Here is a 24061-nt window from a genome sequence, read left to right as displayed (position 1 = left end):
AGCCTGAGTTCGACTCAGGCTTTTTATCTTGGTTGAAGCTGTTTAGCGCTCCAACGCTTCTTTATAGTGGGTCCGGCAAACCGAGACATATCTGTCATTGCCGCCAATCACCACCTGATCGCCATCGGCAATCGCCCTGCCGTGTTCATCCATCCGGATCACCATATTGGCTTTACGACCACAGTGGCAAATCGTTTTCAACTCGACCAACTTGTCGGCCCAGGCCAGTAAATATTGGCTGCCTTCAAACAGCTCTCCGCGAAAATCACTGCGCAGACCATAACACAGGACCGGAATATCCAGCTTATCCACCACTTCGGTCAGCTGATAGACCTGCTTTTTGGTCAGGAACTGGCACTCGTCAATCAAGACACAGTCAATCTTTTGCGTGGCGTTCATACCCTGCAACCGGGCATACAAATCATCGGTATCGTTGTACAGCTCAGCTTCTTCTTCTAACCCAATCCGGGAGCTGACTTTGCCTTTGCCGAAGCGGTCATCAATGGCGGCGGTAAAAATCACCGGGATCATCCCGCGCTCCCGGTAGTTAAAGGATGACTGAAGTAAAGTCGTCGATTTACCCGCATTCATTGCAGAGTAATAAAAATACATCTGGGCCATTCGGCTCCCCGTCTCAGGCAAAAAACTGGCAGAATCCTACAGAAAACCGCCCCGAATTAAAAGTGCCTTCCCCCAAGTACAACAAAGCCCGCAATGAGTGCGGGCTTTTCTCTTCATTGAACTGGGTCGGTGGTGTTAGCTTTTCAGCTTCGCGGCGACGGTCCCCGGACGGCGGGCCAGCCACAACAGCCCCAGGCAAACCAGGATAAAGCTGATCAACGCGGCCATGAAGGCAACTGCAACCGAGCTGGTCATCCCCAGTACCAGGAAACCAATGGTCGAAACAACTGCCACGGACAGAGCATACGGCAGCTGGGTCGCAACGTGGTCGATATGGTGACAACGTGCGCCGGTCGAGGACAGAATCGTGGTATCGGAAATTGGCGAGCAGTGATCGCCAAACACCGAACCAGCCAGCACCGCGCCCAGCATCGGTAACATCAGGGTAATGTCGGCCGCTGCTGCCAGATCACCGGCGATCGGCAGCATGATGCCGAAGGTACCCCAGGAAGTCCCGGTCGAAAACGCCATCAGGCCAGCCAGCAGGAACAAAATCGCCGGGAGCAACATTGGATTCAGGTTGCCCTGAACCAGGGTCGACAGATACTTACCGGTTGCCATGTCGCTGATCACACTGCCGATACTCCAGGCAAACAGCAGGATCAGGATCGCACCAAACATCGACTTGGCACCCAGCCACAAGGTGCGGGCAACGTCCCCCATCGGCAAACGCTGACGGAAAATCGGGACCAGCGAGGCCATCAGGCCGACAAGACCACCATACACCAGCGACGTTCCCACATCCGTATTTTCAAATGCCCCCAGCAGATTGAATGCCTGGCCATCTGCCGCCAGAGCCTGGTATCCGGTAAAGATCATAAAGAAGAAGGTCGCCAGGATCAGCATCACAATCGGCATCACCAAATCACCGACGCGGCCATGCTCGCTTTCTTCAATCTCCAGCTCATCATTCAAATCTTTGGCCATGCTGTCGTCATCGCCTTCATCAAAGCCATGACCGCGGCAAGCTTCAAGCTCATGCTTCTTCATTGCCCCAATATCCAATTGGAACCAGGCCACCACGAAGACCAACAATAGTGCGAAGACAGCATAAAAGTTCATCGGCGCCAACTGCACGAACGCACTCAACGGAGAGTATTCAGTCACCCCATGGGTGACCAGAATGCCGCCAATCAGGGTAATAATATAGGCACCCCAGCTCGATGCTGGCATCAGCACACACATCGGGGCGGCGGTTGAATCGAGGATGTAAGCCAGCTTGGCACGGGAAACATAAAAGCGGTCCGTCACCGGACGGGAAATGGAGCCAACCGCCAGACTGTTAAAATAGTCATCGACAAAGATAAAAACGCCCAGAAAAGCAGCTAATAGTTTTGCGCCCCGCTTACTCTTAATTTTAGTTTGTGCCCACTCGGCAAACGCGCGTGTCCCGCCGGACAAGGTCAGCAACGCCGTCATCATCCCGAGCAACACCAGGAACGCGACAATGCTCATGTTCCAGCTGTTAATGGCACCATCTTCGACGAACAGGCCTTTCGCCGTGGTGCCGATATAACCAGCAGCAGCCGTCACGGAAAAGTCCGCCAGCAGCAAAGCCCCCAACAGAACCCCAAAACCTAATGAAAGTAAGACACGCCGTGTCAGAATCGCCAGACCCAACGCAACCAATGGCGGCAACAATGAAATAGAAGAGTGGGAAAAATCGATAATATTCATGATCTCTACGACAACCGATCCTGGTTGGAGATCTACTGCTGAACACGGTATCTCACCGTGAGAGAAGAGCATAAGAAAAGGACGAGCCTTATTCCGGACCCCACAGTAGCGCTCCATAGTTAATGTAATTATATACTATGGCAGTGTTGCCCCTATTCGGTGACAACCCCAGCAAGCAGGTGTGATAAGCCTCACTTACTTCGGCATTGGCTCCTTTCACTGATCATCACCGGTATCACCCTCAAATCAGCTACTTTTAGACAATGCGCCTCTACCCTTAGTCAAGGAATGGTCAATTCTACGTACTCAGAATGCTTTTGCAACAAGTTAAGATGAAAAAATTACCAACAATAGTGAATAATATTGCCTTAGAGTGCAATAATTAATCAAAAACAGCAATGCGCATAACCCACAATATGAAACACGGCGCAATAAAATAACCTGATTGAGAGCTGAATATTTAGAAAAACGGGACGAAGATCTTCCATTGGCTTTATTAAAAATGAGGATATCAGAACTCAATTAAGGAAATTGAATTCAAGTTTAAATATTTTGTTTGTCATCAGGTAAGTAAAAGTATTATTATTGCAATTATAGATTTGTGACTGCTATTATTATTTAAGATAGCTGATGCCAACAGGAAAATTAAAATGTCTGATGCAATGAAAGCCCTATTTAACCTTCGCAGCCTGCGTGCACTTTCCCGTGAATATACTCTGGAACAGCTTCAGGAAGCACTGGAAAAACTACAAACAGTCGTGACTGAACGTGAAGAAGCTGAAGCTGAAGAGCTTGCAAAAGAAAAAGAGCGTCAGGAAAAACTGAACCAGTATCGTGAAATGCTGCTGGCTGATGGTATCGACCCGGAAGAACTTTTGGCAACTCTGGGCAAAGCGCCAAAAGCAAAACGCGCTGCGCGTCCGGCAAAATATAAGTTTATCGATGAGAACGGTGAAGAGAAAACATGGACTGGCCAAGGCCGTACCCCATCCGCGCTGAAGAAAGCACTGGAAGAAGGTAAGTCTCTGGAAGATTTCGAAATTTAATTTTCGGAACCGATTCGAAAAAGCCTGGTTGAAACCAGGCTTTTTTTTGCTTTGCAGACAGCAAAAGACAGTGCTGCACATTGCGGCTGCCTCACGGCAACCTGAGATGAATAACCCAACACGGTGTCTGTGTATTCTTCACCCTCAGTTGTAATAATAGCCAGACAACAATGACAGCTTTTATTTATTCACTTCAGCGGATCCGATCCGCCAGATGGCTTACGGCCAAGGCAAAATAATGTGAGCGATTCCACTTCAGCAAAGTCTGGTAATTGTTATACACCAAATATGCCCTCCCCTTATTATCATCGGGTTGAATAAGCCATGCCTGAATATCCACCTGAGGCAAGGTCTGCCCATTCAAACGACGCACGCCCAAGCGTTGCCATTCGGCCAGCGAGCGGCCTTTCGATTTCTCCACGCCCATCAAAGAGGAATCAATCCCGTCTGGTAGTTGTACTTGTCGTCCCCAAGTATATTTGTCATCCCACCCGGACTGATGCAGGTAGTTCGCCGCAGAGGCAAAGACATCCGCTTCGCTTTCCCAGATATCAATTTTACCATCATTATTTCCATCCACGGCAAATGACAAAAAGGAAGTCGGCATAAACTGTGGTTGCCCCATGGCCCCGGCCCATGAACCTTTCATTTTTTCCGGCGTAATATGCCCGGCGTCGAGAATTTCTAAAGCCGCCATCACTTGATTACGGAAAAACGCTTCGCGACGGCCTTCATAAGCCAGGGTCGATAATGCCTCAACCACATTATAATTCCCCATCAACCGGCCAAAATTACTTTCTACCCCCCAAAGGGCGACAATAAAGCGCGGCTGAACACCTAACTGCTGCCCAACACGTTCCAAGGCCGAACGATGTTTTCGATAGAGTTCATTCGCCTGAGCCACTTTCCATTCCGGCACCGCGCGGGGGAGATATTGATCGAGCGTGAGTTTACGCTCCGGCTGGTTTTTATCCGCCACGACCGCCCGCTCAATAAAGCGAATTCCCGCAAAAGCAGAGTTGATTATCGACTCTGAAATTCCTTTTTCCCGGGCTTCGACTTTCAATCCATCGACATATTCATCAAATCCAACATCGGCTGCCCACACGGACGTCGACAGACCCAATCCCAAGGCCACCAGGGCCGAAACCAATCGCTTATACATAATCACCTTCAGGTATGTTTCGCAGCTTTATCCGCTTTATACTGTTCCAGTAAGTTAGGCACCGGTGGCGGTACTTGCAGATAATACCCCGGTGTTGAGAGGGATGCTTTCACTTTCTCAACATCAGCCAGCGCCAATTTACGTCCGTTATCCAACTTCAGTACCATCACAAACTGTGGCGTGCCAAATGTAGCCATCAGGCTGTCCGGTACATCACTAAAATCATCTTTCGTCTTGATATAAAGATAGGTATTTTCTTTTTTCGGGCTTTTATAAATTGCACACAACATCAAAAGTCGCCTGTTTGTTTACGGCTTCACCTCACTGAGACCGCAGTTTGACGAGATCATTCCCTTCAATTGCCGCGCTTTGTCTGTGCTGGTGAGAGCCTTGTCTGAAATTCCAACGCTAGAGCAAGGATAGCTTGCTGATACACCCCGGGGAATATAACATGCAAGTATCTATGTGATAACGCGCGGCACGGCTATTTTCGTAACAGTCATTGAACAAGTATGACAAAATCAGCAGAACTTAAAGGGAGTTCCTTTACACTCTCTGCCCTACACCTGGTGGATGGGAACATACAGCAGGCAACGGACTTTCTCAAAGAGAAGGTCGAGCAGGCGCCTAATTTTTTCGCCGCGGCCCCGGTTGTGATTGATATCAGCCAGGCTGGCGACACCATCGACTTCGTCGCCCTACAGTCAGGCGTGAAGGACGCCGGGATGATCCCGGTCGGGATCAGCGGTTGCAAGAGCGCACACCTTCAGGCCCAGGCAAAACAGGCCGGGTTTGCCGTGATGAATGCAGCCCGCCAGGCCAAAGCAGCCGAGCCGGAAATGACCCCGACGAAAATCATCCGTACCCCGGTTCGTTCCGGGCAGCAGATCTACGCCAAAAATAGTGATCTCATCATCATGAACCATGTCAGTGCCGGGGCAGAGATCATTGCAGATGGCAGCATCCATGTGTTCGGGACACTCCGTGGCCGTGCTATTGCCGGCGCCAGTGGACAACGGCAAGCGCACATTTTTAGTCATAATTTACAAGCCGAGCTGATTTCCATTGCAGGAAACTACTGGCTCAGTGATAAAATCAATCCTGAGTTCTGGGGTAAAGGTGTCGTTATCTCACTTGCTGAAAATAATTTGAACATTGAGCACCTGGCTTTATAAGGTTTAATAAGGAATTAATAGATGGCACGTATTATCGTTGTTACCTCCGGAAAAGGCGGCGTTGGTAAAACAACCTCCAGTGCAGCTATCGCATCCGGTCTTGCACTCAGCGGAAAAAAGACCGCAGTAATCGATTTTGATATCGGCTTACGTAACCTGGACCTCATTATGGGCTGCGAGCGACGGGTTGTTTATGATTTCGTCAACGTAATCAATGGCGAAGCCAACCTGAACCAGGCTCTGATCAAAGACAAGCGGGTTGAAAACCTGTTTGTACTGCCGGCTTCCCAAACCCGAGACAAAGACGCCCTGAGCCAGGAAGGCGTAGAACGCGTTCTGAGCGACCTCGATGCGATGGGCTTTGAGTTTATTATTTGTGATTCTCCGGCCGGAATCGAAAGCGGCGCCCTGATGGCGCTGTACTTTGCCGATGAAGCCATTGTCACCACCAACCCGGAAGTCTCTTCGGTGCGCGATTCCGACCGCATCCTGGGGATCCTGGATTCAAAATCCCGCCGGGCCGAGCAAGGGCTGGAGTCGGTGAAAACCCACTTACTGCTGACACGTTATAACCCGTCTCGGGTGACACTCGGCGAGATGCTCAGCGTGACCGATGTCGAAGAGATCCTGCATATTCCGCTGCTGGGGGTGATCCCGGAAAGCCAGGCGGTGCTGAATGCCTCAAACAAAGGCGAGCCGGTCATTTTTGACAAAGAGTCTGATGCGGGCATTGCTTATGAAGATACCGTTGGCCGCTTGCTGGGTGAAGACCGCCCGTTCCGTTTCTTGGAGGAAGAGAAAAAAGGCTTCCTTAAACGCTTATTTGGAGGCTAAATCAGTATGGCTTTGCTTGAATTCTTCCGCCCCAAAAAACCAACCACCGCAACTGTGGCGAAAGAGAGGCTGCAAATTATCGTTGCAGAGCGACGGACATCCGCTCAGGGGACACCTAGCTACTTGCCGCAGCTAAAGCAGGACATCCTGGAAGTGATCCGGAAGTACGTTGAGATTTCGCCGGACCAGGTCACAGTCAACCTGGATCAGCGCGAAGAAGATCTCTCAGTGCTGGAACTCAACGTCACGTTGCCCGACGAAGATAAATAAACAAAATGCCCCGGCAGTAACCGGGGCATTTTTATACCCGCTGATGAGCGGGCGCTTTTTAGCGTTTGTTCGTTATCGACCCGGCCCCTGCCAACCTAGCGATCGAGCAACGGCAGCACTTTCTCTTCAAACAAAGGCTTGCGCCAGGTCGTCAGCATTTCCGGCAAGGCATCCTGCGGCCTTTCCTGCTTCCAGGCCCAAGTGATCAGTTGGTTGACCTGCTTCTTGGACGCCAGAAACTCCGGCGCTAACCCGGTGCTTGCTTCCACCTGGTTGACTTCGTCCTTGATCAGTTTCACCAGCTGCTTATAGCCAGGCAGATCCACCAAGCGCACAATCCGCTCCGGGTAATCTTGCGGCGACACACAGTCGACTTCCTGCACCATCCTCACCAAACGGTTGCCATGGCGCTGGATCTCCATCGGGTCAAACCCTTCTTTCGCCATCACCGCCTTGGACTGAATATTAAACCGCGCCATCTTCCACAGGTGCAGCTCTTTGACAATGAAATTCAGTGCCAGATCCCGCTTGCGCGCTTCCAGCACCCGCCACTTGGCCAGTTGTTGCAAGACAGCCAGTTGCTTGGGCTCCAGCTGCCAGGCATTCTTAATATCCAGGTAGGCTTTATCCGGATCGACCGACTTCACACGCTTGGCCATCAGGGTCTGACATTCCTGAACCAAAGCGTCCTGCCACCCCTTGGCTTCTACCTGTGTCCGGAGCTTCTCATACAGTGGTAACAAATAGAACACATCGGCGGCAGCATAATCAAGCTGCTTTGGTGTCAACGGTCGTGCCAGCCAGTTGGTTCTTGCTTCCCCTTTGTCCAACTCGATCCCCAGGAAGTCATTGACCAGGGTGCCAAATCCGGTAGAGATCCCGTAACCAAGAAAGGCAGCCATCACCTGGGTGTCGACCATCGGCTCCGGTAAACACCCGGCATAGTGCTGGAATACTTCCAGATCTTCGCCACAGGCATGCAGGACTTTGATCACCGCCGGATCCCGCAGCAGTGCCCACAACGCCGATAAATCCTCAATCACCAACGGATCGATCAGCGCCAGGCAGTGACCGTCATACAGCTGGATCAGCCCCAGTTTCGGGTAAAGGGTACGAGTGCGGACAAACTCGGTATCAAGCATCACAGCAGACTGGTTACGGGCCTGCTCACACACTGCCTGCAACCGCTCTGTTGTATTTACAATTTCAAAATTCACAGCAAACCTTTACGTTGCGAACCAAAAGAAAGTGCCGGCATCATGCCGGCACTCAACAGCTTAGTCATTGTACCCTGAAATCGACACTTATGCTTCCTGCACCTGCTTCTCTGCATCTTCCCGCAGCGCACGACGCAAGATTTTACCCACATTGGTCTTTGGCAGTTCATCGCGGAATTCAACCACTTTCGGCACTTTATAACCGGTCAGGTGTTCCCGACAGTGCATCAGCAGCTCATCGCGGGTCAGGCTCGGATCGCGCTTCACCACACAGACTTTCACCACTTCGCCAGACACATCGTTTGGCTGTCCGATGGCGGCAACTTCCAGCACTTTGCTGTTCAGCGCGACCACGTCTTCAATTTCGTTCGGATAAACGTTAAAGCCTGAAACCAGAATCATATCTTTCTTACGATCAACGATATGCAGAAAGCCTTCATCATCAAACTTAACGATATCACCGGTCGAAAGCCAGCCGTCATCGGTCAACACGTCTTTGCTTGCTTCCGGACGCTGCCAGTAGCCCTGCATCACCTGCGGACCACGGACTTGCAGTTCACCGACCTGATCATTGGCCAACACCTGCCCTTCTTCATCGACGATGCGCACTTCCGTTGACGGTACCGGCAGACCTATTGAGCCATTATAGTCCACCAGATCGTAAGGGTACGCCGCCACCAGCGGTGAACACTCGGTCAGGCCATACCCTTCAAGCAGATAATTTCCGGTGATCTGCTTCCACTTCTCCGCCACAGCGCGTTGTACGGCCATCCCGCCACCAACCGACAGACGCAGGTTGCTGAAGTCCAGCTCATGGAAATCTTCATTGTTCACCAGCGCGTTAAACAAGGTGTTGACACCGGTGATCGCTGTAAACGGATAGCGTTGCAGCTCCTTGACGAAGGTCGGAATATCACGCGGGTTGGTGATCAGCAGGTTACGGCCGCCCATTTCAATAAACAGCAGGCAGTTCACCGTCAGGGCAAACACGTGATACAGCGGCAGCGCAGTGACAATCAGCTCGCGGCCTTCGGTCAGCACCGGCCCGTAAGCCCCTTTGGCCTGCATGACATTGGCCAGCATGTTACGGTGCGTCAGGACCGCCCCTTTGGCCACCCCGGTTGTACCGCCGGTATATTGCAAAAAGGCAGTATCTTCGCCGGACATGAACGGCTTCACATACTGCATCCGGCGGCCTTTGCGCAGCGCCATTCGCATGGAGGTAGCGTGTGGCAAATGATACTTCGGCACCATCTTCTTAATGTATTTGACCACGAAGTTGACCAGAGTCCCTTTCGGGCGTGACAGCAAGTCGCCCAGGCTGGTCAGCACCACATGTTCAACGCCGGTGTTCTTCACCACCGCTTCCAGGGTATGGGCAAAGTTGGAGACGATCACAATTGCTTTGGCGCCGGAGTCGTTGAGCTGGTGCTCCAGCTCTCGTGGTGTATACAGCGGATTGACGTTCACCACCACACAGCCAGCACGGAGGATCCCGAATAAGGCAATCGGGTATTGCAGCAGGTTTGGCATCATGACCGCGACCCGGTCCCCTTTCCGCAATTTCAACTCATTTTGCAGATAGGCCGCAAAAGCGCGGCTTCGCTCTTCCAGTTTACGGAAGGTCATCACCTGACCCATATTAATGAATGCCGTCTGATCCGCGTATTTCTGTACAGACTGCTCAAACATTTCAACCAGGGACGGATAGCAGTCCGGGTTGATTTCTGCCGGTACATCTTCCGGATAGCGGTTAAGCCAAACCTTATCCACTTTGCACTCTCCTTTTATGACGGGGCGCGAACGCCAGCTATTGCTGCATGGAATAATTTAAACAACTGTTTACCGAACCATTACAGCACAATTAACAAACAAGTAACAACTGATTAGACCAGTTATTTGAACTGGGATAGAAACTTTATGATTTGATCACAGACCGCTTGCGGACTTTCGAGATGACAATGGTGGCCACCGGCCACTTCAACCTGCTCGGCCTGCCGCAGCCAGTCAAACCCGCCTTCGGGTTGCTTGAGACGAGTAAAACCGCTTGAGCCGATAATCGATAAAACCGGGCATGGCACTGCCTGCATCAGGGTTTTGGCGTGCGCTTCACTCATCCGGTAGAGGGAGTCACAACGAAGGCGGTTATCATGACGCCAGTACCAGCCGTGCTCATCCTGGCAGATAGCACGCGTAACCAGCGGCGTCAGCTGGGAGGAGGTCAGCTGATTGACGGCGCAGCGCAATGCCAGCGCCTCTTCAAACGATCCCATCCGCCGCTCGGCAAAACGCTGGGCAAACTCCCGGTAACGCTCGCGCCCTTTCAGCCCCTGGCGCAGGCGCTCAACGGCCTGATCCGGCGCTTCAGACAAGGGGGCCAAGCCTTCAATCAAGACCAGCCCGGTCACCCGCTCCGGATACGCAGCCGCATAGCAGCCACTGACCAGCGCGCCCAGAGAATGGCCCACCAGAACGGTGTTACGTTCCGGCAATAGCGCCAGCAGCTGGTTGAGATCATCGAGATAGTCAAAGAAGTGATAGTAATTATCCGCACTGCGGGACGGTGACCAACCGTGGCCCGGCCAATCAACCGCAATCCAGTGGCAGGCCGGCGATAGTTGAGGAAACAGCGCATCAAAACTGGCCGCGTTATCCTGCCAGCCATGTAGGAACAGCAGCAAAGGCCGGCCATCATCGGGCAACACGACCGGGGACGCCGGATGCACCACGTCGCCGGAGTGAGCAAATGAACTCAGCCCCGCCAGCGAAAGCTCAGCCAGCTGGAAGTTGGTCTCAAACATGTGTGTTGGAAATTACTCAGAATGCGGTGTGACTGACGCGAAGACTACCACATCAGCAAGGATATGGCCCAATAATTCGTAATTTATGGGGTAAAGTGCGTGGATAATTGCTTATGATTCAGCCAGGTCGGTCAACCGTCTTCAGACGTACACGTCTACGCCAACCAAATCGGACAGTGCGTCTCTGCGGCTCTGGTGCATCACGCCCAGATAAGAGTCAAGTGCCTCGCGGTGTTTACCTTCCGGTTGATCATATTGAATATTGGCGTGGGCTTGCTGCAACAGGGCGGGATCGGCGACCGTTTTCGCAACCGCCTTGGCCACCACAGTCGGCTCAGCCGGTTGCACGGCGGCAGCGGTGCGCTCCGGTTGGTTGACCGGTTTTTTTGTTGCCGGAATGGCGGTCGGTAAACGCTGAATAGACACCATAAGCTGTCCCTGTCAGGAAAACAAAAATTCAATCCTTGATGATGATTGTGCGCCGTGGCAGCGCATTGTGCAACTGCCACGTCACATTTTGCCGGTAACGCCTCGCCCGGCGAGTCGGGGCCTTATTCTCGGCCCGGCAGTTTCTTCCAGGTCACCGTATCGCGCAGGTAGACCGGGCTGGCATGCTCGGCAGCTACAGCTTCACCGCGGGCCAGGGCAAATGGTGCCAGATGGACCATATCCTGTGCATCCGGGTACAACACCTCGCCGGATTGTCGTTCCAACGGCAGTGCCGCCAGTTGCTCCACGTACGCTTCCCACCCGGTCCCAGCGGTCAGCCAAAGACCCTGGGTCTCAGTCAGTTGCTCGCTCAGACTGGCCGGCTGGATCACCCGCTCACGGCCCAGCACCTGCCAGTCGCCATCAGCATGACGTTGGTACTGGCCCCAGTAAACCTCGCCCATCCGGGCATCGATCGCAGCCAGCACCTGCTCAGATTGGTGGATACGATACGTTCCCTGCGCCATCGCAGCCAGGGTTGAGATCCCCAGCATCGGTAAGTCGGCGCCAAAAGCCAGCCCCTGCGCAATGCCAATCCCAATCCGGACCCCGGTAAAGCTGCCCGGCCCACGGCCAAACGCCAGCGCGTCGAGCTGGTTCAGTTTGACGCCCCCTTCGGCCAATACGGCATCGACCATCGGCAGAATTTTGGTGGTGTGCTCACGCGGGGCATACTCACAGCGTGAAATAACGGCGTTACCTACCATTAAGGCAACGGAACAATTTTCAGTTGCAGTATCGACTGCAAGGATTTTGGTGCTCATTCAAGCCTCTGAATGCTGGTCATCACAGTGAACGGCCTGCTCATGGCCATTCACCACAGACAAAAACTGTCCAACCCCCGCAACATCCCGGGTTCTCGGGATCGGTGGTAGACTTCTTAAAAAGACCGCGCCGTAAGGGCGCGTCACTAAACGGTTATCGCAAATCACCAGCACGCCTTTGTCCTGCTGATCGCGGATCAGACGCCCTACCCCCTGTTTCAGGGTGATCACAGCATCGGGAACCTGAACCTGCGCAAACGGATCACCGCCGCGCAGGCGACAATCTTCAATCCGCGCTTTGAGTAACGGGTCGTCCGGCGCCGTAAAAGGCAATTTATCGATAATAACACAGCTCAGGGCCTGGCCTCTAACATCCACCCCTTCCCAAAAAGCCCCGGTGGCAATGAGCAGCGCATTCCCCAGCTCAAGGTACTCGGCCAGCAGCTTCGACTTGGTGGTTTCCCCCTGTACCAGTACCGGTAAATCGAGCGCCGTGCGAAATCCTTCCGCCAGCTCCCGCACCATCTGGTGCGAGGTGCAGAGGAAGAAGCACCGGCCCTGGTTGTTTTCGATCACCGGTGCCAGCATGGCGACTAAGCGATCGGCAATCCCGAAACTGTTGGGCTCGGGTAAAAACCGCGGCACGCATAACAGCGCCTGCCGGGTATAGTCGAACGGACTTTCCAGAGCAAACTGGCGTTTGGGCGTCAGGCCCAGGCGGTGGCTGAAATGGCTAAAATCATCATCCACCGCCAGGGTTGCCGAGGTGAAAATCCAGGCACCGGGGTGCAGTTCAATCTGTTCGTGAAACTTCTCGGCAACAGATAATGGGGTGATATTGAGGCTGAAGTGGCGCGGAGTGCATTCATACCAGTAGGAGTAACCGGTGATCGTGGTGTCACTCAGACGGGCCAGCTTGGCCTTGAGTAAGGTGGCGCGCTCGAACGCCGCATCCAGCAGCTGGCTGCGCCCCAGGGCCAGTTTCAGCACTTCATGGGTCAGATCCAGTGCATCATTGAGCCGGGTCAGCTCGCGCTGGATCGCCGGACTGGTGGCAGCTTCACGCCAGTTCCCGCGAAAGCCGGGCTCGCCCAGCACCAGTCGCATCTCCGAGGCAGCTTGCGACAAGCGATCGGCGGTTTTTTGCAGCTGGCGCATATCTTTGGCTTCAGTTCGATAGCCAATCTCGACATCCTTGGCCAGCTCCTGCAGCTGACGGCTGGTCAGGCTCTGGCCGAAGTACTGGCTGGCAATATCCGGGATCTGGTGGGCTTCATCAAAAATGAACACTTCCGCTTCGGGGATCAGCTCGCCAAAGCCACTCTCCTTAATCGCCAAGTCAGCCAGAAACAGGTGATGATTGACCACCACGACATCGGCTTCCATTGCCCGGCGCCGGGCCTTGACCACAAAACACTCATCGTAGGATGGGCATTCCCGCCCCAGGCAGTTGTCGTTGGTCGAGGTGATCATCGGCAGCACCGGACTGTCTTCTGCCACCGTATCGCACTCGCCCAAATCCCCAGTATGGGTCGCTGAGGACCAGGTCCGCACTTTTACTAGTTGCGTCAGTAGCGTCGGATCGACATGGGTGCCATGACTTTCAGTGATTTGTCGGCTGAGCCGATCCAGGCACAAATAGTTGGCCCGCCCTTTAAGCAACGCAACCCGACCGGTAAAGCCCAGCGCACCGGCCATCAGAGGTAAGTCACGGTGAAACAACTGTTCCTGGAGGTTTTTCGATCCTGTTGAGATGATCGTTTTCTTACCGCTGACCAGGGCCGGGACCAGATACGCGAACGTCTTACCGGTCCCGGTTCCGGCTTCAACCACCAGCTGGGCTTGTGTTTCGATGGCATCCGCCACGGCTTCAGCCATCTCGATTTGAGGCTGGCGCGCTTGGAAACCCGGAATCGCTTTATCCAAAGCGCCGCCGTCGGCAAAAAACTTGGCAATCATATCAATTAGAATCTGGGCTATGAGACTATTGGTTATTTATACAGTCATCGAACCGCCCATTATGCCAACTTTCCCCTCAGGCGACCATCATTAAATTCCCGGCGGGATCATTCAGCCGCTGCGCTGCCCGACTGCTCTCCATTGCCTGACTGCACGATATCCGCTTTGGTCGAATAGACAATTTCCAGCAGCGCTTCCTGCTCGGCCGCCGGTACTTCAAACTTGTTCAAGGTCCCCCGCAGCAACTGAACCATCCGCTGCCACTCTTCGAGGGTAATATTGAGATGGTGATGGGCCTTTTCCATCGTGCGGCCGGTATAGGTACACGGGCCGTCCGTGGCCTGGCAAACCATCGCGGTGACATGATATTTCAGATACGGCGCCGGCACGACTTTACGGGCCGCATCGACTGCCGGATTGGCGTTGAGGGTCTCATCCACCACCAGAACATCAATAAAGTCATCGACCACCACGGCAATGGCAGCCAAGCCACCCAGCCGGTCATACAGGCTTTTATCTTTGCCTTCCTCCGCTACGGCCGTTACGGCCAGCACCATCAGACTCAGAAAACACAGACATTTCAGGGAACATTTTCGTTGAACAGACATAGCTCATCCTCGCAAATCAGACAGACGACAGCGATTCAAATCCCTTTGCTCAACATTTATCTTTTGACCCCAAAAACAATCCAAGGTAAATATCAGTGATAATCAATCGACAAGTAACCGTTCAATGTGCCAGCTGTTCATGCTGATCGCACACCGAAAGGCCAATTGATCTCGTTCTACATTTTAGCTCAAGGAAGACCATGGAAAAGAAAACACTGCTGACGGATTGTCCTGATGCGATGGGCCTGATCTCAAAAATCACCAACATTTGCTACAAGCATCAGCTTAATATTATTCACAACAACGAGTTCGTCGATCACTCCAATCGCCAGTTCTTCATGCGTACCGAACTGGAGGGGATCTTCAATGACGAAACCTTCCTGTTCGATCTCGATCGCGCCCTGCCAACGGGCAGCCACCGTCGCCTGGTCAGCTCGGCACGCAAAAAAATTGTCATCATGGTCACCAAGGAAGCCCACTGTCTGGGGGATATTCTGGTCAAAGCCTTTGACGGCTCACTGGATGTCGAGATCGCTGCCGTGGTCGGCAACTACGACACCCTGGCACCGCTGGTAGAAAAATTTGATATCCCGTTCCACCATGTCTGCCACCAAGGGCTGTCCCGGGAAGAACATGAAGAAAAACTCTTGGCGGCGGTGCAGCAATACCAGCCCGATTACGTGGTGCTGGCAAAATACATGCGGATCCTGACGTCGAATTTTGTCGCCAGCTTCCCGAATAAGATCATCAACATCCATCATAGCTTCTTACCGGCCTTTATCGGTGCCAAGCCGTATCAACAGGCCTTTGAACGCGGGGTGAAAATCATCGGAGCCACCGCCCACTTTGTCACCAACGATCTCGACGAAGGGCCGATCATCACCCAAAACGTGATCCCGGTCGATCACAACTTCAGTGCCGAAGATATGGCCCGCTCCGGTCGGGATGTGGAAAAATCCGTGCTGAGTAAAGCACTGGGCCTGGTGCTTGATGATAAAGTCTTTGTGCACGGCAACCGCACCGTGATCCTGTAATCCACTCCCCACAAAAACTCAAACCAGGCCGCCGCATCAAACACAGCGCCGGCCTGGCCTGAATCAACCTCCGGTTACGAGTCGCCCGCCTCACTCTCAATCACCGCTTTGAGCGAGCATGGGTGGAGCTTGATGCACACGCCTTCTTTTTTGAACGCATACGTCGGGTTTGGCAGCCGCTCATGCTCGCCCGCCGGCGAGCTGGCTTTCACCTTGATCCCTTTCGCTGCCAGTTCATCCCACGGCAATGTCGGGAAAGTCTCATCCAGCGCCGCCTTCAGTGCATCCGTGGTACCGGCCTCAGACGGGATCACAAATTCAATATGCTCCCATCCCTGTTGCGGATATTGCTTCTCGCCCGGATACGGCAGCTCCAGCGCTTCAATCTGCCACGGGCCGACCTGGAGGGGCTGATCAAACCCAATCACCACGATCGGGCGGCCATTGATCATCGTCCTGGACCATTCCTCACCGTAGGCCAGCCAGGCCTGGTGTAGTGCCTCAGCTATCTCCCGGTCATTAACCCGCAGCGCAAGATGGTCGGCCTGATAGGCCGTCAGAGACAGATCCATCTCCCGGGCCAACGCTTCAATGCGGGCCACAAAGGCGGGCAACTGGGCCAGCATTTGCTCAGGGTGAAGACCAGCCTCGCGTAACTTCTGCATGATTTTTCTCCAGTAATGACAGCATCAGATAACAAACGCATAATTATCCACAATTTTCCGGGGTTAGAAACCTAAACCAAGATGACGACAGGCCTTGTCGCGGCTAGATTTGCGCATAATTTTTCCAGCGTCCCCGAAACGAAAAAAAAATCGCTACCAATGCCTTTTTCGGGTTGCCAAAAGGGCTAAGTTTGTGGGTATTATTAAGGCATTGCAACTGACGTATTCAAGAGACTACCTCTGCTTCCGGAGGGCTATCCCGTCAACAATACTCACGTGACTCCAGCCAGTACGCTAATTGCCTTCCGGCATCTCGCGAGCTTGCGTGACTATTTTTGACGGTTTTTTTGCCTGCAGTCCCTATTGGATACCGTCACGTTTTTGCCTCGCTAATAAGCCCGTACCATTAGCGTACTCAATGATTTAAAGGATAGGCGTGTGAACATTCAAGCTCTCATCAACGATAAAGTTTCTCAGGCACTCGAAGCCGCCGGTGCACCTGCTGGTAGTCCGGCCGCCGTTCGTCAGTCAGCCAAAGCCCAGTTTGGGGATTACCAGGCCAACGGGGTGATGGGTGTGGCCAAGAAACTTGGCACCAACCCACGCGAGTTCGCACAGAAAGTGATCGATGTGCTGGATCTGGACGGCATTGCCGACAAAGTCGAAATCGCCGGTCCGGGTTTCATCAATATTTTCCTCAGCAAAGCCTGGCTGGCCGAGCAGGGTGAAAAAGCCCTCGTCGATGAGCGCCTGGGTGTAGCCAAAGAAGCGCAAAAAACCATTGTCGTTGACTACTCCGCGCCAAACGTCGCCAAAGAAATGCACGTCGGCCACCTGCGCTCCACCATTATCGGGGATGCTGTGGTGCGTACCCTGGAGCACCTGGGCCACAAGGTGATCCGCGCCAACCACATCGGTGACTGGGGGACCCAGTTCGGGATGCTGATTGCCAACCTCGAGCGTGTGCAGGCCGAGTCCGGCGAAATCTCCATGGAGCTGGCCGATCTGGAAGCCTTCTACCGTGACTCAAAGAAACTGTACGATGAAGATCCCGAGTTTGCAGAACGTGCGCGGAACTACGTGGTGAAACTACAGAGCGGTGACGCCTACTGCGCTGACATGTGGAAAAAGCTGGTCGATATCACCATGATCCAGAACCAGCGTAACTACGACCGCCTGAACGTCTCCCTGACCCGTGATGACGTGATGGGTGAGTCGATGTACAACGACATGCTGCCGGGGATCGTTGCGGATCTGAAAGACAAAGGCCTGGCGGTTGAAGATGACGGCGCACAGGTCGTCTTCCTGGACGAGTACAAGAACAAAGACGGCGAGCCGATGGGTGTGATCATCCAAAAGCGTGACGGCGGCTTCCTGTACACCACCACCGACATTGCCTGTGCCAAATACCGCTACGAGCAACTGGGTGCGGACCGTGTCCTGTACTTCATTGACTCACGCCAGCACCAACACCTGATGCAAGCCTGGACGATTGTCCGCAAAGCTGGCTACGTGCCGGAAAACGTGAGCCTGGAACACCACGCATTCGGGATGATGCTGGGCAAAGATGGCCGTCCGTTCAAAACCCGTGCCGGCGGCACCGTTCGTCTGGCCGATCTGCTGGACGAAGCCCAAGAGCGCGCCACCAAGCTAATCGAAGAGAAAAACCCGGATCTGGATGCCGACGAGAAAGCCAAGATCGCGCAAACCGTCGCAATGGCCGCGGTGAAATATTCCGATCTGTCGAAGCACCGTACCACAGACTACATTTTCGACTGGGACAACATGCTGGCCTTTGAAGGCAACACGGCACCGTACATGCAGTATGCCTACACCCGTGTAGCATCCATCTTCAAGCGTGCCGATATCGCGCTGGCAGATCTGACCCACCCGATTGCAATCAACGAAGAGAAAGAGCAGACGCTGCTGTCGAAGCTGCTGCAATTCGAAGAAGCGGTGCAAACCGTCGCCCGCGAAGGCCACCCACATGTGATGTGTGCTTACCTGTTTGAGCTGGCTGGCCTGTTCTCCAGCTTCTACGAGGCATGCCCAATCCTCAATGCCGAAGAAACCGTGAAGCAAAGCCGCCTGAAGCTGGCGATGCTAACAGCCAATACCATCAAGCAAGGTCTGGACCTGCTGGGGATCGAAACCCTCGAGCGCATGTAAATCTGCTACGTTCGTTCAAGAAAGTCATAATTTTTTCTAATCATTCGAAGCCTTCTAAGGTATCCTTAGAAGGCTTTTTTATATCCTTATCAAAATGATAGCAACAAATATTCCAGCAAGTGCACATCCGACCGCCCCAGCGCTCAGCGCACCTGCCGATGTCTATTTCATTGATGATCAGGTCCAGTCCGATTTCTGATCATCATGTGTACGGTCAGCAGCCAGAAGGCACCCGGCTGATCGTCTTCATAAGCCGACGCATTGCGACAAACGGAATTCAAGGTATGAGCAAAGACAGCTTTGTGGAATCAACGGAAATCTTAAAAAAAACTGTTCCACTGATGATCAAACACAAAGTCCCGACAACCCCAACCAACTACGCCCTGTGGTATACCTATACTACACAGCAGCACCCCCAGCTTAACCTGGCCCTTGATTTAGGGATTGAGGCCTTCGGCCACTGTCCGCCGAGCCTGTGCGACAGCCTGTACCAGGAGCATTTGGCCAGTAAAACCGATCGGGATATGGTGCAACTGAAGCAAAGCCTGGCGGCGATGATGCAGGAGCTGTCTCATACCATGTCAGATACCTTCTCGGCCACAGAATCGTTTCAGGGCGTGTTGGATAACACCTTCAATCAGCTCGAGCGCGCCGAGCAAGACGGCTTGTCTCTGGAAGATACGATGAAACTGGTGCGCAACCTGCTGGAAGAGTCACGCCAGATCCAGGCCTCTACCGGCTCGTTTCAGGGCCAACTCAACCAGGCCCAGGAAGAAATCTCAACCCTGCGCCAAGCCCTGGCCAAAAGTCAGAAAGAAGCCAATGAAGATGCGCTGACCGGGCTGTTTAACCGCCGTGCTTTCGAGCGCGATCTGTTGAGCTACACCCAGGCCAAACAGCAATACAGCCTGATCCTGCTCGATATTGATAAGTTCAAAGATTTCAATGACGCCTACGGCCACTTGCTGGGTGATCAGGTACTGAAGTTGGTTGCCCACCGCCTCCGGGAGCGCTGTGAAGGGCACGCCCAGTGCTACCGCTTCGGCGGTGAAGAATTTGCGATAATCTACCCGAATGCTGACCATGACGAGGGACGCCAGCTAGCAGAGACCTTGCGCAGGATGATTGAGATCATTTCCGTGCTGGACAAGAAAACCAACCAGCGGATCAAATCGGTGACGGCTTCATTCGGCCTGGCAACCCGGGCTGCGAACGAGCCCTACCTGGCGGTGGTCGAGCGAGCCGATAGCTTCCTGAATAAAGCCAAACAACTGGGCAGAAACCGGGTTCTGCCTCTGAACTGACCTTGCTTCTTCAGTCCTGCTTCTTCAGCCCAACTTCTTCAAATACTCGCCCTGTTTCACAGGGCTAGCCGCGGGCGATGGCTACACACTATCGCCGTTGCGGCCCAGCCCCCCAACTATTGCCCGAAACGCTGGCCACTTTTTTGCAGCCACTCCAGTTCATCCTGGGTCGATAAACGGCCGTGGACCGCGTTGCGATGGGGAAACCGACCAAAGCGCTTCACAATCTCATGATGACTGACGGCATATTGATAAAAACCATCAAAGATCACGGCATGCGCAGGAGAGACCGACTGGCGCAGGCGATCAAAACGGAAGACCGCTTCTTCCTGATCTTCAACCGCTTCTGAATGTTCCAGAGGCAAGTAGAAAAACACCCGCTCAATCGGTCGTAGATCTTCATCCTGATTATTGGCCAACCCCCGTTTGCAAATGGCCAGGGCCAGCGAATCATAACGAAATGCCGCGCTCAGGCCGCGGTAGATATTGCGCGTAAATTGATCGAGCAGAATGATCAATGCCAGTGCACCTCTCGGCTCTGCGGCCCAGTGGCTGAGCTGACCCAGGCCAGCCTGGCTCACTAACGGTTGAAACTTCTCCGAAATCAGGCGATCGGTTTCTTCTCCGCCCTGAAACCAGAGTGAATTCTGATTGTTCACCGTGACTTCTTCATCCAGCTCACCAAACCAAAAGTCCAGCACTTCCTGATATTCAGCTGTCATCTCTTCCCCCGCTCACAACACTGTATTTACAGATATTTCAGAAACCTGAACGATGCATCTGGCGTCTTTCTGGCTTGTTCGAACAGTTTCCCCTATAGTCGTGTCACAGCATAACGCAGCCCCTGCTGATCACGATGAGCAAAGTGTCAGCATGTGAGCAACACAATACAATTAAGGAATAAGATGATGCAGTTTGCACTTCATCCGAGACTGGCCGCAGACACCACCCTGTTGGGTAATCTGCCGCTGTGCCAGGTGTTACTGTCAAAAGAAGCCCTGGGGCCCTGGCTAATCCTAGTCCCGCGCCGTGAAGCGCTGAAGGAGATTCACCACCTATCCGAAGCCGATCAAATCCAGTTGATGCGTGAATCCAGCGCAGTCGCCGCCCTATTAGAACACGATTATCAGGCTGATAAGATAAACGTCGGCGCACTGGGGAACCTGGTGCCCCAACTTCATGTACACCACATCGCCCGGTTTGAGCACGATGTCGCCTGGCCCGGCCCGGTTTGGGGTAACACCGATGGTACCCAACGCAGTGAGGACGTTCAGGCAGCGCTGGCCGAAGAGCTGCGTGACGAGCTAAGCCATATTCCCGGGTTTTCCCCTACCGTCTGATTACATTCCACGTTGTTTAAAACACAACAAGCAGCCTGAGCTGGCTGCTTGTTGCACTGGATCTGAGAGGCCATCACTGACGGCTAGTGAACCACAGTGATTGCCAGCTCGTGGGGCGACAACCAGCGATACCAGACCTCAGAAGCTTCCCGGCAACAGGGCTGACCGTCACAGCCGGCCAGCTCCTTACTGAGTTTTCCTTTTTGCACCCAGATCTCTAGCATCGCATCGACGCCATCTTCACTGATCCCGAAGTGCTGCGCCAGCGCTGCCCGGCTCGTTTTTCCACGGGCTTCAAGGTATTGCCTAAACTGTTGCAAAATCATACGACGGCAATCTCCCGTGGCTGTTTCCGTCCCTGAAGCTTAAAGGCAATGGCTAACCCGGCATTGATTGCGGCAAACAAGCCGATCCACAGCAAACTACTCACCGGATGCGCCGTAAAGTGGGCGACCTGGTACAGGAGCGTTGCACAGGTATAAGCCAACAGCATGGTCCAGCTGGCAATCAAGATCGAGAACTTCTGACCAAACTCTCGCACGTAAGCCCCCATTGCGGCCACACAGGGCGTGTAAAGCAGAATGAAGACCAGGTAGGCCATGGCCGCAGAGCCACTAACAAATTGTGCCTGGATGTTACCAAACACCGATGCATCGACTTCCTGCGCCTCTGCAACCACATCCAGATCCGTCAGCTCACCCACTTCAATCCCCAGTGGGTCGCTGTAGCTGAGATCGGCCAGGTTTGCCGGAATAGAAGCCACCGCTTCTTGCAAGCTGCCCAACAAATCGTATTCAGCCTCATCTTCCGCGGCGGAAGGCGCGTACAGGCTGTTCAGAGTACCCACGACGGCTTCTTTGGCAAAAATACCCGTGATGATCCCGACGGTCGCCGGCCAGTTGTCTTCCTGAATTCCGATCGGTGCCAACACCGGGGTCACCACCTGGGCCGCCCGTGACAATACGGAGTTTTCGCTATCCTCGTTACCGAACGTGCCATCCACGCCGAGCGAGTTAAAGAAACTCAGACAAGCAACAACCACAACGATGGTTTTCCCCGCCCCCAGCACAAAACGCTTGAGCTTTTGCCAGGTTTTGATCCCGACATTTCGCAATGTCGGTAATTCGTAGTCCGGCATTTCCATAATGAAACTGCTACTGGTGCCCGGATACAACGTATAGCGCAACAGCAAACCGGTCAGGACAGCCGCCGCAATTCCCAGCAGGTACAGGCCAAACACCACATTCTGGCCGTTTTCCGGGAAGAAGGCGGCTGCAAACAAGGCATAAACCGGCAGGCGAGCACCGCAGGACATAAAGGGGGTCATCGCCGCAGCCAGTTTACGCTCGCGCTCTTGCTCTAAGGTCCGGGTTGCCATGATCGCCGGCACATTACAACCGAAGCCAAGCACCAAAGGCACAAATGCCTTGCCCGGCAGACCCACCTGCTGCATGACCTTATCCAGCACAAACGCCGCCCGCGCCATGTAACCGGAGCTTTCCAGCAGCGCCATAAACAGGTACAAGCAGGCAATCACCGGAATAAAAGTCGCAACCGTCTGGATCCCGCCACCAATGCCGTCAGCTATAATCGTGACCAGCCAGACCGGCAGGTGTCCGTCCAGCAGGTAATGGCCGCCATCGACCAGTAACGCCCCGACGCTGATATCAAAGAAATCAATAAAGGCGCTGCCGATATTAATCGAGAACATGAACATCAGGTACATCACGATGAAAAAGAACGGCAACCCGAATGCGCGATGCAGTAAAACCTGATCAATCCGATCACTTAAATGGCGACTGATCTTGCCTTCCTGACGACGCACGCGCTGACACAACTGATGTAAAAAGCTATATCGGACATCCGCCATCTGGACATCAATATCCATATCCGCCAGCAGCGAATGACGAACATTGCAGGCCTGCTCCCGAACGCTCGATGGCAAACTGTTGAGCACTAAAACGTCCTGCTCAAGCAGGCGAATGGCCTGCGCACGGGTATTGACAACCCCTTCAGTGAACAGCGGCGTGAGCTGACCCACCGCCTGCTCCATCGCATCGCCATAGTGCAAGGTCAGGGCTTGTAGTGAAAGACCTTGTGTAAGCTGCTGATGCAGCTCGGCTTTCAGGGATTTCACCTGTGCCTGGTTATTGGCCGAAATGGCAAGCACCGGGCAGCCCAGTGCCTTTTCCAGCACTTTCAGATCAAGACACTGACGTTGGCGTGCCAGCGCATCCATTTTGTTCAGCACCACCACCATCGGCCGACCGAGTTCTCGCAATTGCAAGGTGGCATAAAGGCTGCGTTCCAGGCAAGTGGCATCCACAACATTGAGAATCAAATCGGCCGGGAGCTGCATCAGCGCCTGACACGCAATCACTTCGTCCGGGCTGTTGGCATCATTCCCGCTATCGAGGTTATAAATTCCCGGCATATCAGTCAGCGTATAATGCTGATCCTCATACGTATAAGTGCCGTTTTTTTTCTCGACCGTCACGCCGGCCCAGTTGCCGACTTGCTGTTTCGCGCCGGTCAGGCCATTAAATAACGTGGTTTTGCCGCTATTGGGATTCCCCACCGTCAAGATGTGGTAAGTCATGACTGTACCTCCACTTCAATCGCTGCGGCGACCTGCTTACGCAAGGCCATATCCACCCCGCGCACCCTAACCTGAAGTGGATCGCCCAACGGCGCTAAACGTACCACTGTCACCGGCGTCTCCGGCAGCATCCCCATCACCATCAATTTCTTTCGGGTTGCCGCCGGTAAGGCAGACATGCCCGTCACTTTTCCGCTTGTCCCGCATGACAACTCTGACAGTTTCATCTTTACGCCACACCTTATTGATAATTGTTTTCATTAC

Annotated in this window: 24 protein-coding genes and 1 riboswitch; of the genes, 8 read left to right on the top strand and 16 right to left on the bottom strand. The window is 53.5% G+C overall.

Annotated elements, in window-relative coordinates; genetic code table 11:
* Positions 1–42: 42 nt before the first annotated feature.
* Positions 43–621: a thymidine kinase gene (locus NNL38_RS04655; RefSeq protein ID WP_255389861.1), complete on the bottom strand. Its 579-nt coding sequence runs from the start codon at positions 619–621 to the stop codon at positions 43–45.
* A gap of 135 nt (positions 622–756) precedes the next feature.
* Positions 757–2358, bottom strand: coding sequence for a Na+/H+ antiporter NhaC family protein (locus tag NNL38_RS04650; protein ID WP_255389860.1), 1602 nt, complete (start codon positions 2356–2358; stop codon positions 757–759).
* A 98-nt stretch (positions 2359–2456) separates the two neighbouring features.
* A riboswitch (Lysine riboswitch) is annotated at positions 2457–2640 on the bottom strand.
* A gap of 368 nt (positions 2641–3008) precedes the next feature.
* On the opposite strand from NNL38_RS04650, the gene NNL38_RS04645 reads away from it, so the two are divergent.
* A complete protein-coding gene (locus NNL38_RS04645) occupies positions 3009–3404 on the top strand; it encodes an H-NS family histone-like protein (RefSeq protein ID WP_255389859.1) in 396 nt (131 codons plus the stop codon).
* A 193-nt stretch (positions 3405–3597) separates the two neighbouring features.
* On the opposite strand, the gene NNL38_RS04640 is transcribed toward NNL38_RS04645, so the two are convergent.
* A complete protein-coding gene (locus tag NNL38_RS04640) occupies positions 3598–4569 on the bottom strand; it encodes a lytic murein transglycosylase (RefSeq protein WP_255389858.1) in 972 nt (323 codons plus the stop codon).
* Positions 4570–4577: 8 nt separating this feature from the next.
* On the bottom strand, positions 4578–4859 hold the full coding sequence (locus NNL38_RS04635; protein WP_255389857.1) for a YcgL domain-containing protein: 282 nt from the start codon (positions 4857–4859) through the stop codon (positions 4578–4580).
* A 222-nt stretch (positions 4860–5081) separates the two neighbouring features.
* Here NNL38_RS04635 and minC point away from each other — a divergent pair, with 222 nt between their 5' ends.
* Genes minC through minE form a run of 3 tightly spaced genes read left to right on the top strand, consistent with a single transcriptional unit; the run spans position 5082 to position 6848 of the window.
* Entirely contained in the window at positions 5082–5744 is a 663-nt protein-coding gene (minC, locus tag NNL38_RS04630; protein ID WP_255389856.1) for a septum site-determining protein MinC, read from the top strand.
* Positions 5745–5765: 21 nt separating this feature from the next.
* Positions 5766–6578, top strand: coding sequence for a septum site-determining protein MinD (gene minD, locus NNL38_RS04625; RefSeq protein ID WP_255389855.1), 813 nt, complete (start codon positions 5766–5768; stop codon positions 6576–6578).
* Positions 6579–6584: 6 nt separating this feature from the next.
* The gene (gene minE, locus NNL38_RS04620) at positions 6585–6848 is read left to right on the top strand and encodes a cell division topological specificity factor MinE (RefSeq protein ID WP_255389854.1); all 264 of its coding nucleotides are present in this window, start codon (positions 6585–6587) and stop codon (positions 6846–6848) included.
* A 95-nt stretch (positions 6849–6943) separates the two neighbouring features.
* On the opposite strand, the gene rnd is transcribed toward minE, so the two are convergent.
* The 7 genes from rnd to NNL38_RS04585 form a co-directional block, all read right to left on the bottom strand.
* A complete protein-coding gene (rnd, locus tag NNL38_RS04615; RefSeq protein ID WP_255389853.1) occupies positions 6944–8065 on the bottom strand; it encodes a ribonuclease D in 1122 nt (373 codons plus the stop codon).
* Positions 8066–8152: 87 nt separating this feature from the next.
* Positions 8153–9838: a long-chain-fatty-acid--CoA ligase FadD gene (gene fadD, locus NNL38_RS04610; RefSeq protein WP_255389852.1), complete on the bottom strand. Its 1686-nt coding sequence runs from the start codon at positions 9836–9838 to the stop codon at positions 8153–8155.
* Between the two features lie 122 nt (positions 9839–9960).
* Positions 9961–10866, bottom strand: a complete 906-nt coding sequence (locus NNL38_RS04605) for an alpha/beta fold hydrolase (RefSeq protein WP_255389851.1) — start codon at positions 10864–10866, stop codon at positions 9961–9963.
* 141 nt (positions 10867–11007) lie between these two features.
* Positions 11008–11295, bottom strand: coding sequence for a hypothetical protein (locus NNL38_RS04600; RefSeq protein WP_255389850.1), 288 nt, complete (start codon positions 11293–11295; stop codon positions 11008–11010).
* Between the two features lie 122 nt (positions 11296–11417).
* On the bottom strand, positions 11418–12119 hold the full coding sequence (gene tsaB / locus NNL38_RS04595; RefSeq protein ID WP_255389849.1) for a tRNA (adenosine(37)-N6)-threonylcarbamoyltransferase complex dimerization subunit type 1 TsaB: 702 nt from the start codon (positions 12117–12119) through the stop codon (positions 11418–11420).
* A complete protein-coding gene (gene yoaA / locus NNL38_RS04590) occupies positions 12120–14078 on the bottom strand; it encodes a DNA repair helicase YoaA (protein ID WP_255389848.1) in 1959 nt (652 codons plus the stop codon). It abuts the gene before it with no gap.
* A gap of 107 nt (positions 14079–14185) precedes the next feature.
* Positions 14186–14686, bottom strand: a complete 501-nt coding sequence (locus tag NNL38_RS04585; RefSeq protein ID WP_255389847.1) for a group I truncated hemoglobin — start codon at positions 14684–14686, stop codon at positions 14186–14188.
* Positions 14687–14886: 200 nt separating this feature from the next.
* On the opposite strand from NNL38_RS04585, the gene purU reads away from it, so the two are divergent.
* Positions 14887–15720, top strand: a complete 834-nt coding sequence (gene purU, locus NNL38_RS04580) for a formyltetrahydrofolate deformylase (protein WP_255389846.1) — start codon at positions 14887–14889, stop codon at positions 15718–15720.
* Between the two features lie 74 nt (positions 15721–15794).
* Here purU and NNL38_RS04575 read toward each other — a convergent pair whose 3' ends face one another.
* Complete coding sequence (locus NNL38_RS04575) at positions 15795–16385, bottom strand: VOC family protein (RefSeq protein ID WP_255389845.1); 591 nt, start codon at positions 16383–16385, stop codon at positions 15795–15797.
* A 438-nt stretch (positions 16386–16823) separates the two neighbouring features.
* Between NNL38_RS04575 and argS the strand changes: the two genes are divergently transcribed.
* Together argS and NNL38_RS04565 are read left to right on the top strand one after the other, a co-directional pair.
* Positions 16824–18554 carry an arginine--tRNA ligase gene (gene argS, locus NNL38_RS04570; protein WP_255389844.1) on the top strand — a complete coding sequence of 577 codons (1731 nt, stop codon included), beginning with the start codon at positions 16824–16826 and terminating at the stop codon, positions 18552–18554.
* 284 nt (positions 18555–18838) lie between these two features.
* The gene (locus NNL38_RS04565) at positions 18839–19858 is read left to right on the top strand and encodes a GGDEF domain-containing protein (protein ID WP_255389843.1); all 1020 of its coding nucleotides are present in this window, start codon (positions 18839–18841) and stop codon (positions 19856–19858) included.
* Positions 19859–19974: 116 nt separating this feature from the next.
* Here NNL38_RS04565 and NNL38_RS04560 read toward each other — a convergent pair whose 3' ends face one another.
* On the bottom strand, positions 19975–20580 hold the full coding sequence (locus NNL38_RS04560; protein WP_255389841.1) for a DUF924 family protein: 606 nt from the start codon (positions 20578–20580) through the stop codon (positions 19975–19977).
* Positions 20581–20766: 186 nt separating this feature from the next.
* Between NNL38_RS04560 and NNL38_RS04555 the strand changes: the two genes are divergently transcribed.
* Entirely contained in the window at positions 20767–21198 is a 432-nt protein-coding gene (locus tag NNL38_RS04555; protein WP_255390559.1) for an HIT domain-containing protein, read from the top strand.
* 83 nt (positions 21199–21281) lie between these two features.
* On the opposite strand, the gene NNL38_RS04550 is transcribed toward NNL38_RS04555, so the two are convergent.
* Genes NNL38_RS04550 through NNL38_RS04540 form a run of 3 tightly spaced genes read right to left on the bottom strand, consistent with a single transcriptional unit; the run spans position 21282 to position 24024 of the window.
* The gene (locus NNL38_RS04550) at positions 21282–21524 is read right to left on the bottom strand and encodes a FeoC-like transcriptional regulator (RefSeq protein WP_255389840.1); all 243 of its coding nucleotides are present in this window, start codon (positions 21522–21524) and stop codon (positions 21282–21284) included.
* The gene (gene feoB / locus NNL38_RS04545) at positions 21521–23797 is read right to left on the bottom strand and encodes a Fe(2+) transporter permease subunit FeoB (RefSeq protein WP_255389839.1); all 2277 of its coding nucleotides are present in this window, start codon (positions 23795–23797) and stop codon (positions 21521–21523) included. Before feoB ends, NNL38_RS04550 begins: the two co-directional genes overlap by 4 nt.
* Positions 23794–24024, bottom strand: coding sequence for a FeoA family protein (locus tag NNL38_RS04540; protein ID WP_255389838.1), 231 nt, complete (start codon positions 24022–24024; stop codon positions 23794–23796). The genes feoB and NNL38_RS04540 overlap by 4 nt, the downstream gene beginning before the upstream one ends.
* Positions 24025–24061: the final 37 nt, after the last annotated feature.

It is taken from the genome of Photobacterium atrarenae (assembly GCF_024380015.1).
GTDB lineage: Bacteria > Pseudomonadota > Gammaproteobacteria > Enterobacterales > Vibrionaceae > Photobacterium > Photobacterium atrarenae.
This window is presented reverse-complemented; position numbering and strand designations above follow the sequence as displayed.

Coding starts and splice junctions, on each gene's coding strand:
- NNL38_RS04645 (WP_255389859.1), top strand. CDS start 3,009: ATGTCTGATGCAATGAAAGCCCTATTTAACCTTCGCAGCCTGCGTGCA.
- minD (WP_255389855.1), top strand. CDS start 5,766: ATGGCACGTATTATCGTTGTTACCTCCGGAAAAGGCGGCGTTGGTAAA.
- NNL38_RS04640 (WP_255389858.1), bottom strand. CDS start 4,569: ATGTATAAGCGATTGGTTTCGGCCCTGGTGGCCTTGGGATTGGGTCTG.
- NNL38_RS04600 (WP_255389850.1), bottom strand. CDS start 11,295: ATGGTGTCTATTCAGCGTTTACCGACCGCCATTCCGGCAACAAAAAAA.
- NNL38_RS04575 (WP_255389845.1), bottom strand. CDS start 16,385: ATGCAGAAGTTACGCGAGGCTGGTCTTCACCCTGAGCAAATGCTGGCC.
- NNL38_RS04605 (WP_255389851.1), bottom strand. CDS start 10,866: ATGTTTGAGACCAACTTCCAGCTGGCTGAGCTTTCGCTGGCGGGGCTG.
- NNL38_RS04655 (WP_255389861.1), bottom strand. CDS start 621: ATGGCCCAGATGTATTTTTATTACTCTGCAATGAATGCGGGTAAATCG.
- feoB (WP_255389839.1), bottom strand. CDS start 23,797: ATGACTTACCACATCTTGACGGTGGGGAATCCCAATAGCGGCAAAACC.
- NNL38_RS04555 (WP_255390559.1), top strand. CDS start 20,767: ATGCAGTTTGCACTTCATCCGAGACTGGCCGCAGACACCACCCTGTTG.
- NNL38_RS04550 (WP_255389840.1), bottom strand. CDS start 21,524: ATGATTTTGCAACAGTTTAGGCAATACCTTGAAGCCCGTGGAAAAACG.
- NNL38_RS04540 (WP_255389838.1), bottom strand. CDS start 24,024: ATGAAACTGTCAGAGTTGTCATGCGGGACAAGCGGAAAAGTGACGGGC.
- tsaB (WP_255389849.1), bottom strand. CDS start 12,119: ATGAGCACCAAAATCCTTGCAGTCGATACTGCAACTGAAAATTGTTCC.
- NNL38_RS04635 (WP_255389857.1), bottom strand. CDS start 4,859: ATGTTGTGTGCAATTTATAAAAGCCCGAAAAAAGAAAATACCTATCTT.
- minC (WP_255389856.1), top strand. CDS start 5,082: ATGACAAAATCAGCAGAACTTAAAGGGAGTTCCTTTACACTCTCTGCC.
- purU (WP_255389846.1), top strand. CDS start 14,887: ATGGAAAAGAAAACACTGCTGACGGATTGTCCTGATGCGATGGGCCTG.
- minE (WP_255389854.1), top strand. CDS start 6,585: ATGGCTTTGCTTGAATTCTTCCGCCCCAAAAAACCAACCACCGCAACT.
- NNL38_RS04650 (WP_255389860.1), bottom strand. CDS start 2,358: ATGAATATTATCGATTTTTCCCACTCTTCTATTTCATTGTTGCCGCCA.
- NNL38_RS04560 (WP_255389841.1), bottom strand. CDS start 20,580: ATGACAGCTGAATATCAGGAAGTGCTGGACTTTTGGTTTGGTGAGCTG.
- NNL38_RS04565 (WP_255389843.1), top strand. CDS start 18,839: ATGAGCAAAGACAGCTTTGTGGAATCAACGGAAATCTTAAAAAAAACT.
- NNL38_RS04585 (WP_255389847.1), bottom strand. CDS start 14,686: ATGTCTGTTCAACGAAAATGTTCCCTGAAATGTCTGTGTTTTCTGAGT.
- yoaA (WP_255389848.1), bottom strand. CDS start 14,078: ATGATTGCCAAGTTTTTTGCCGACGGCGGCGCTTTGGATAAAGCGATT.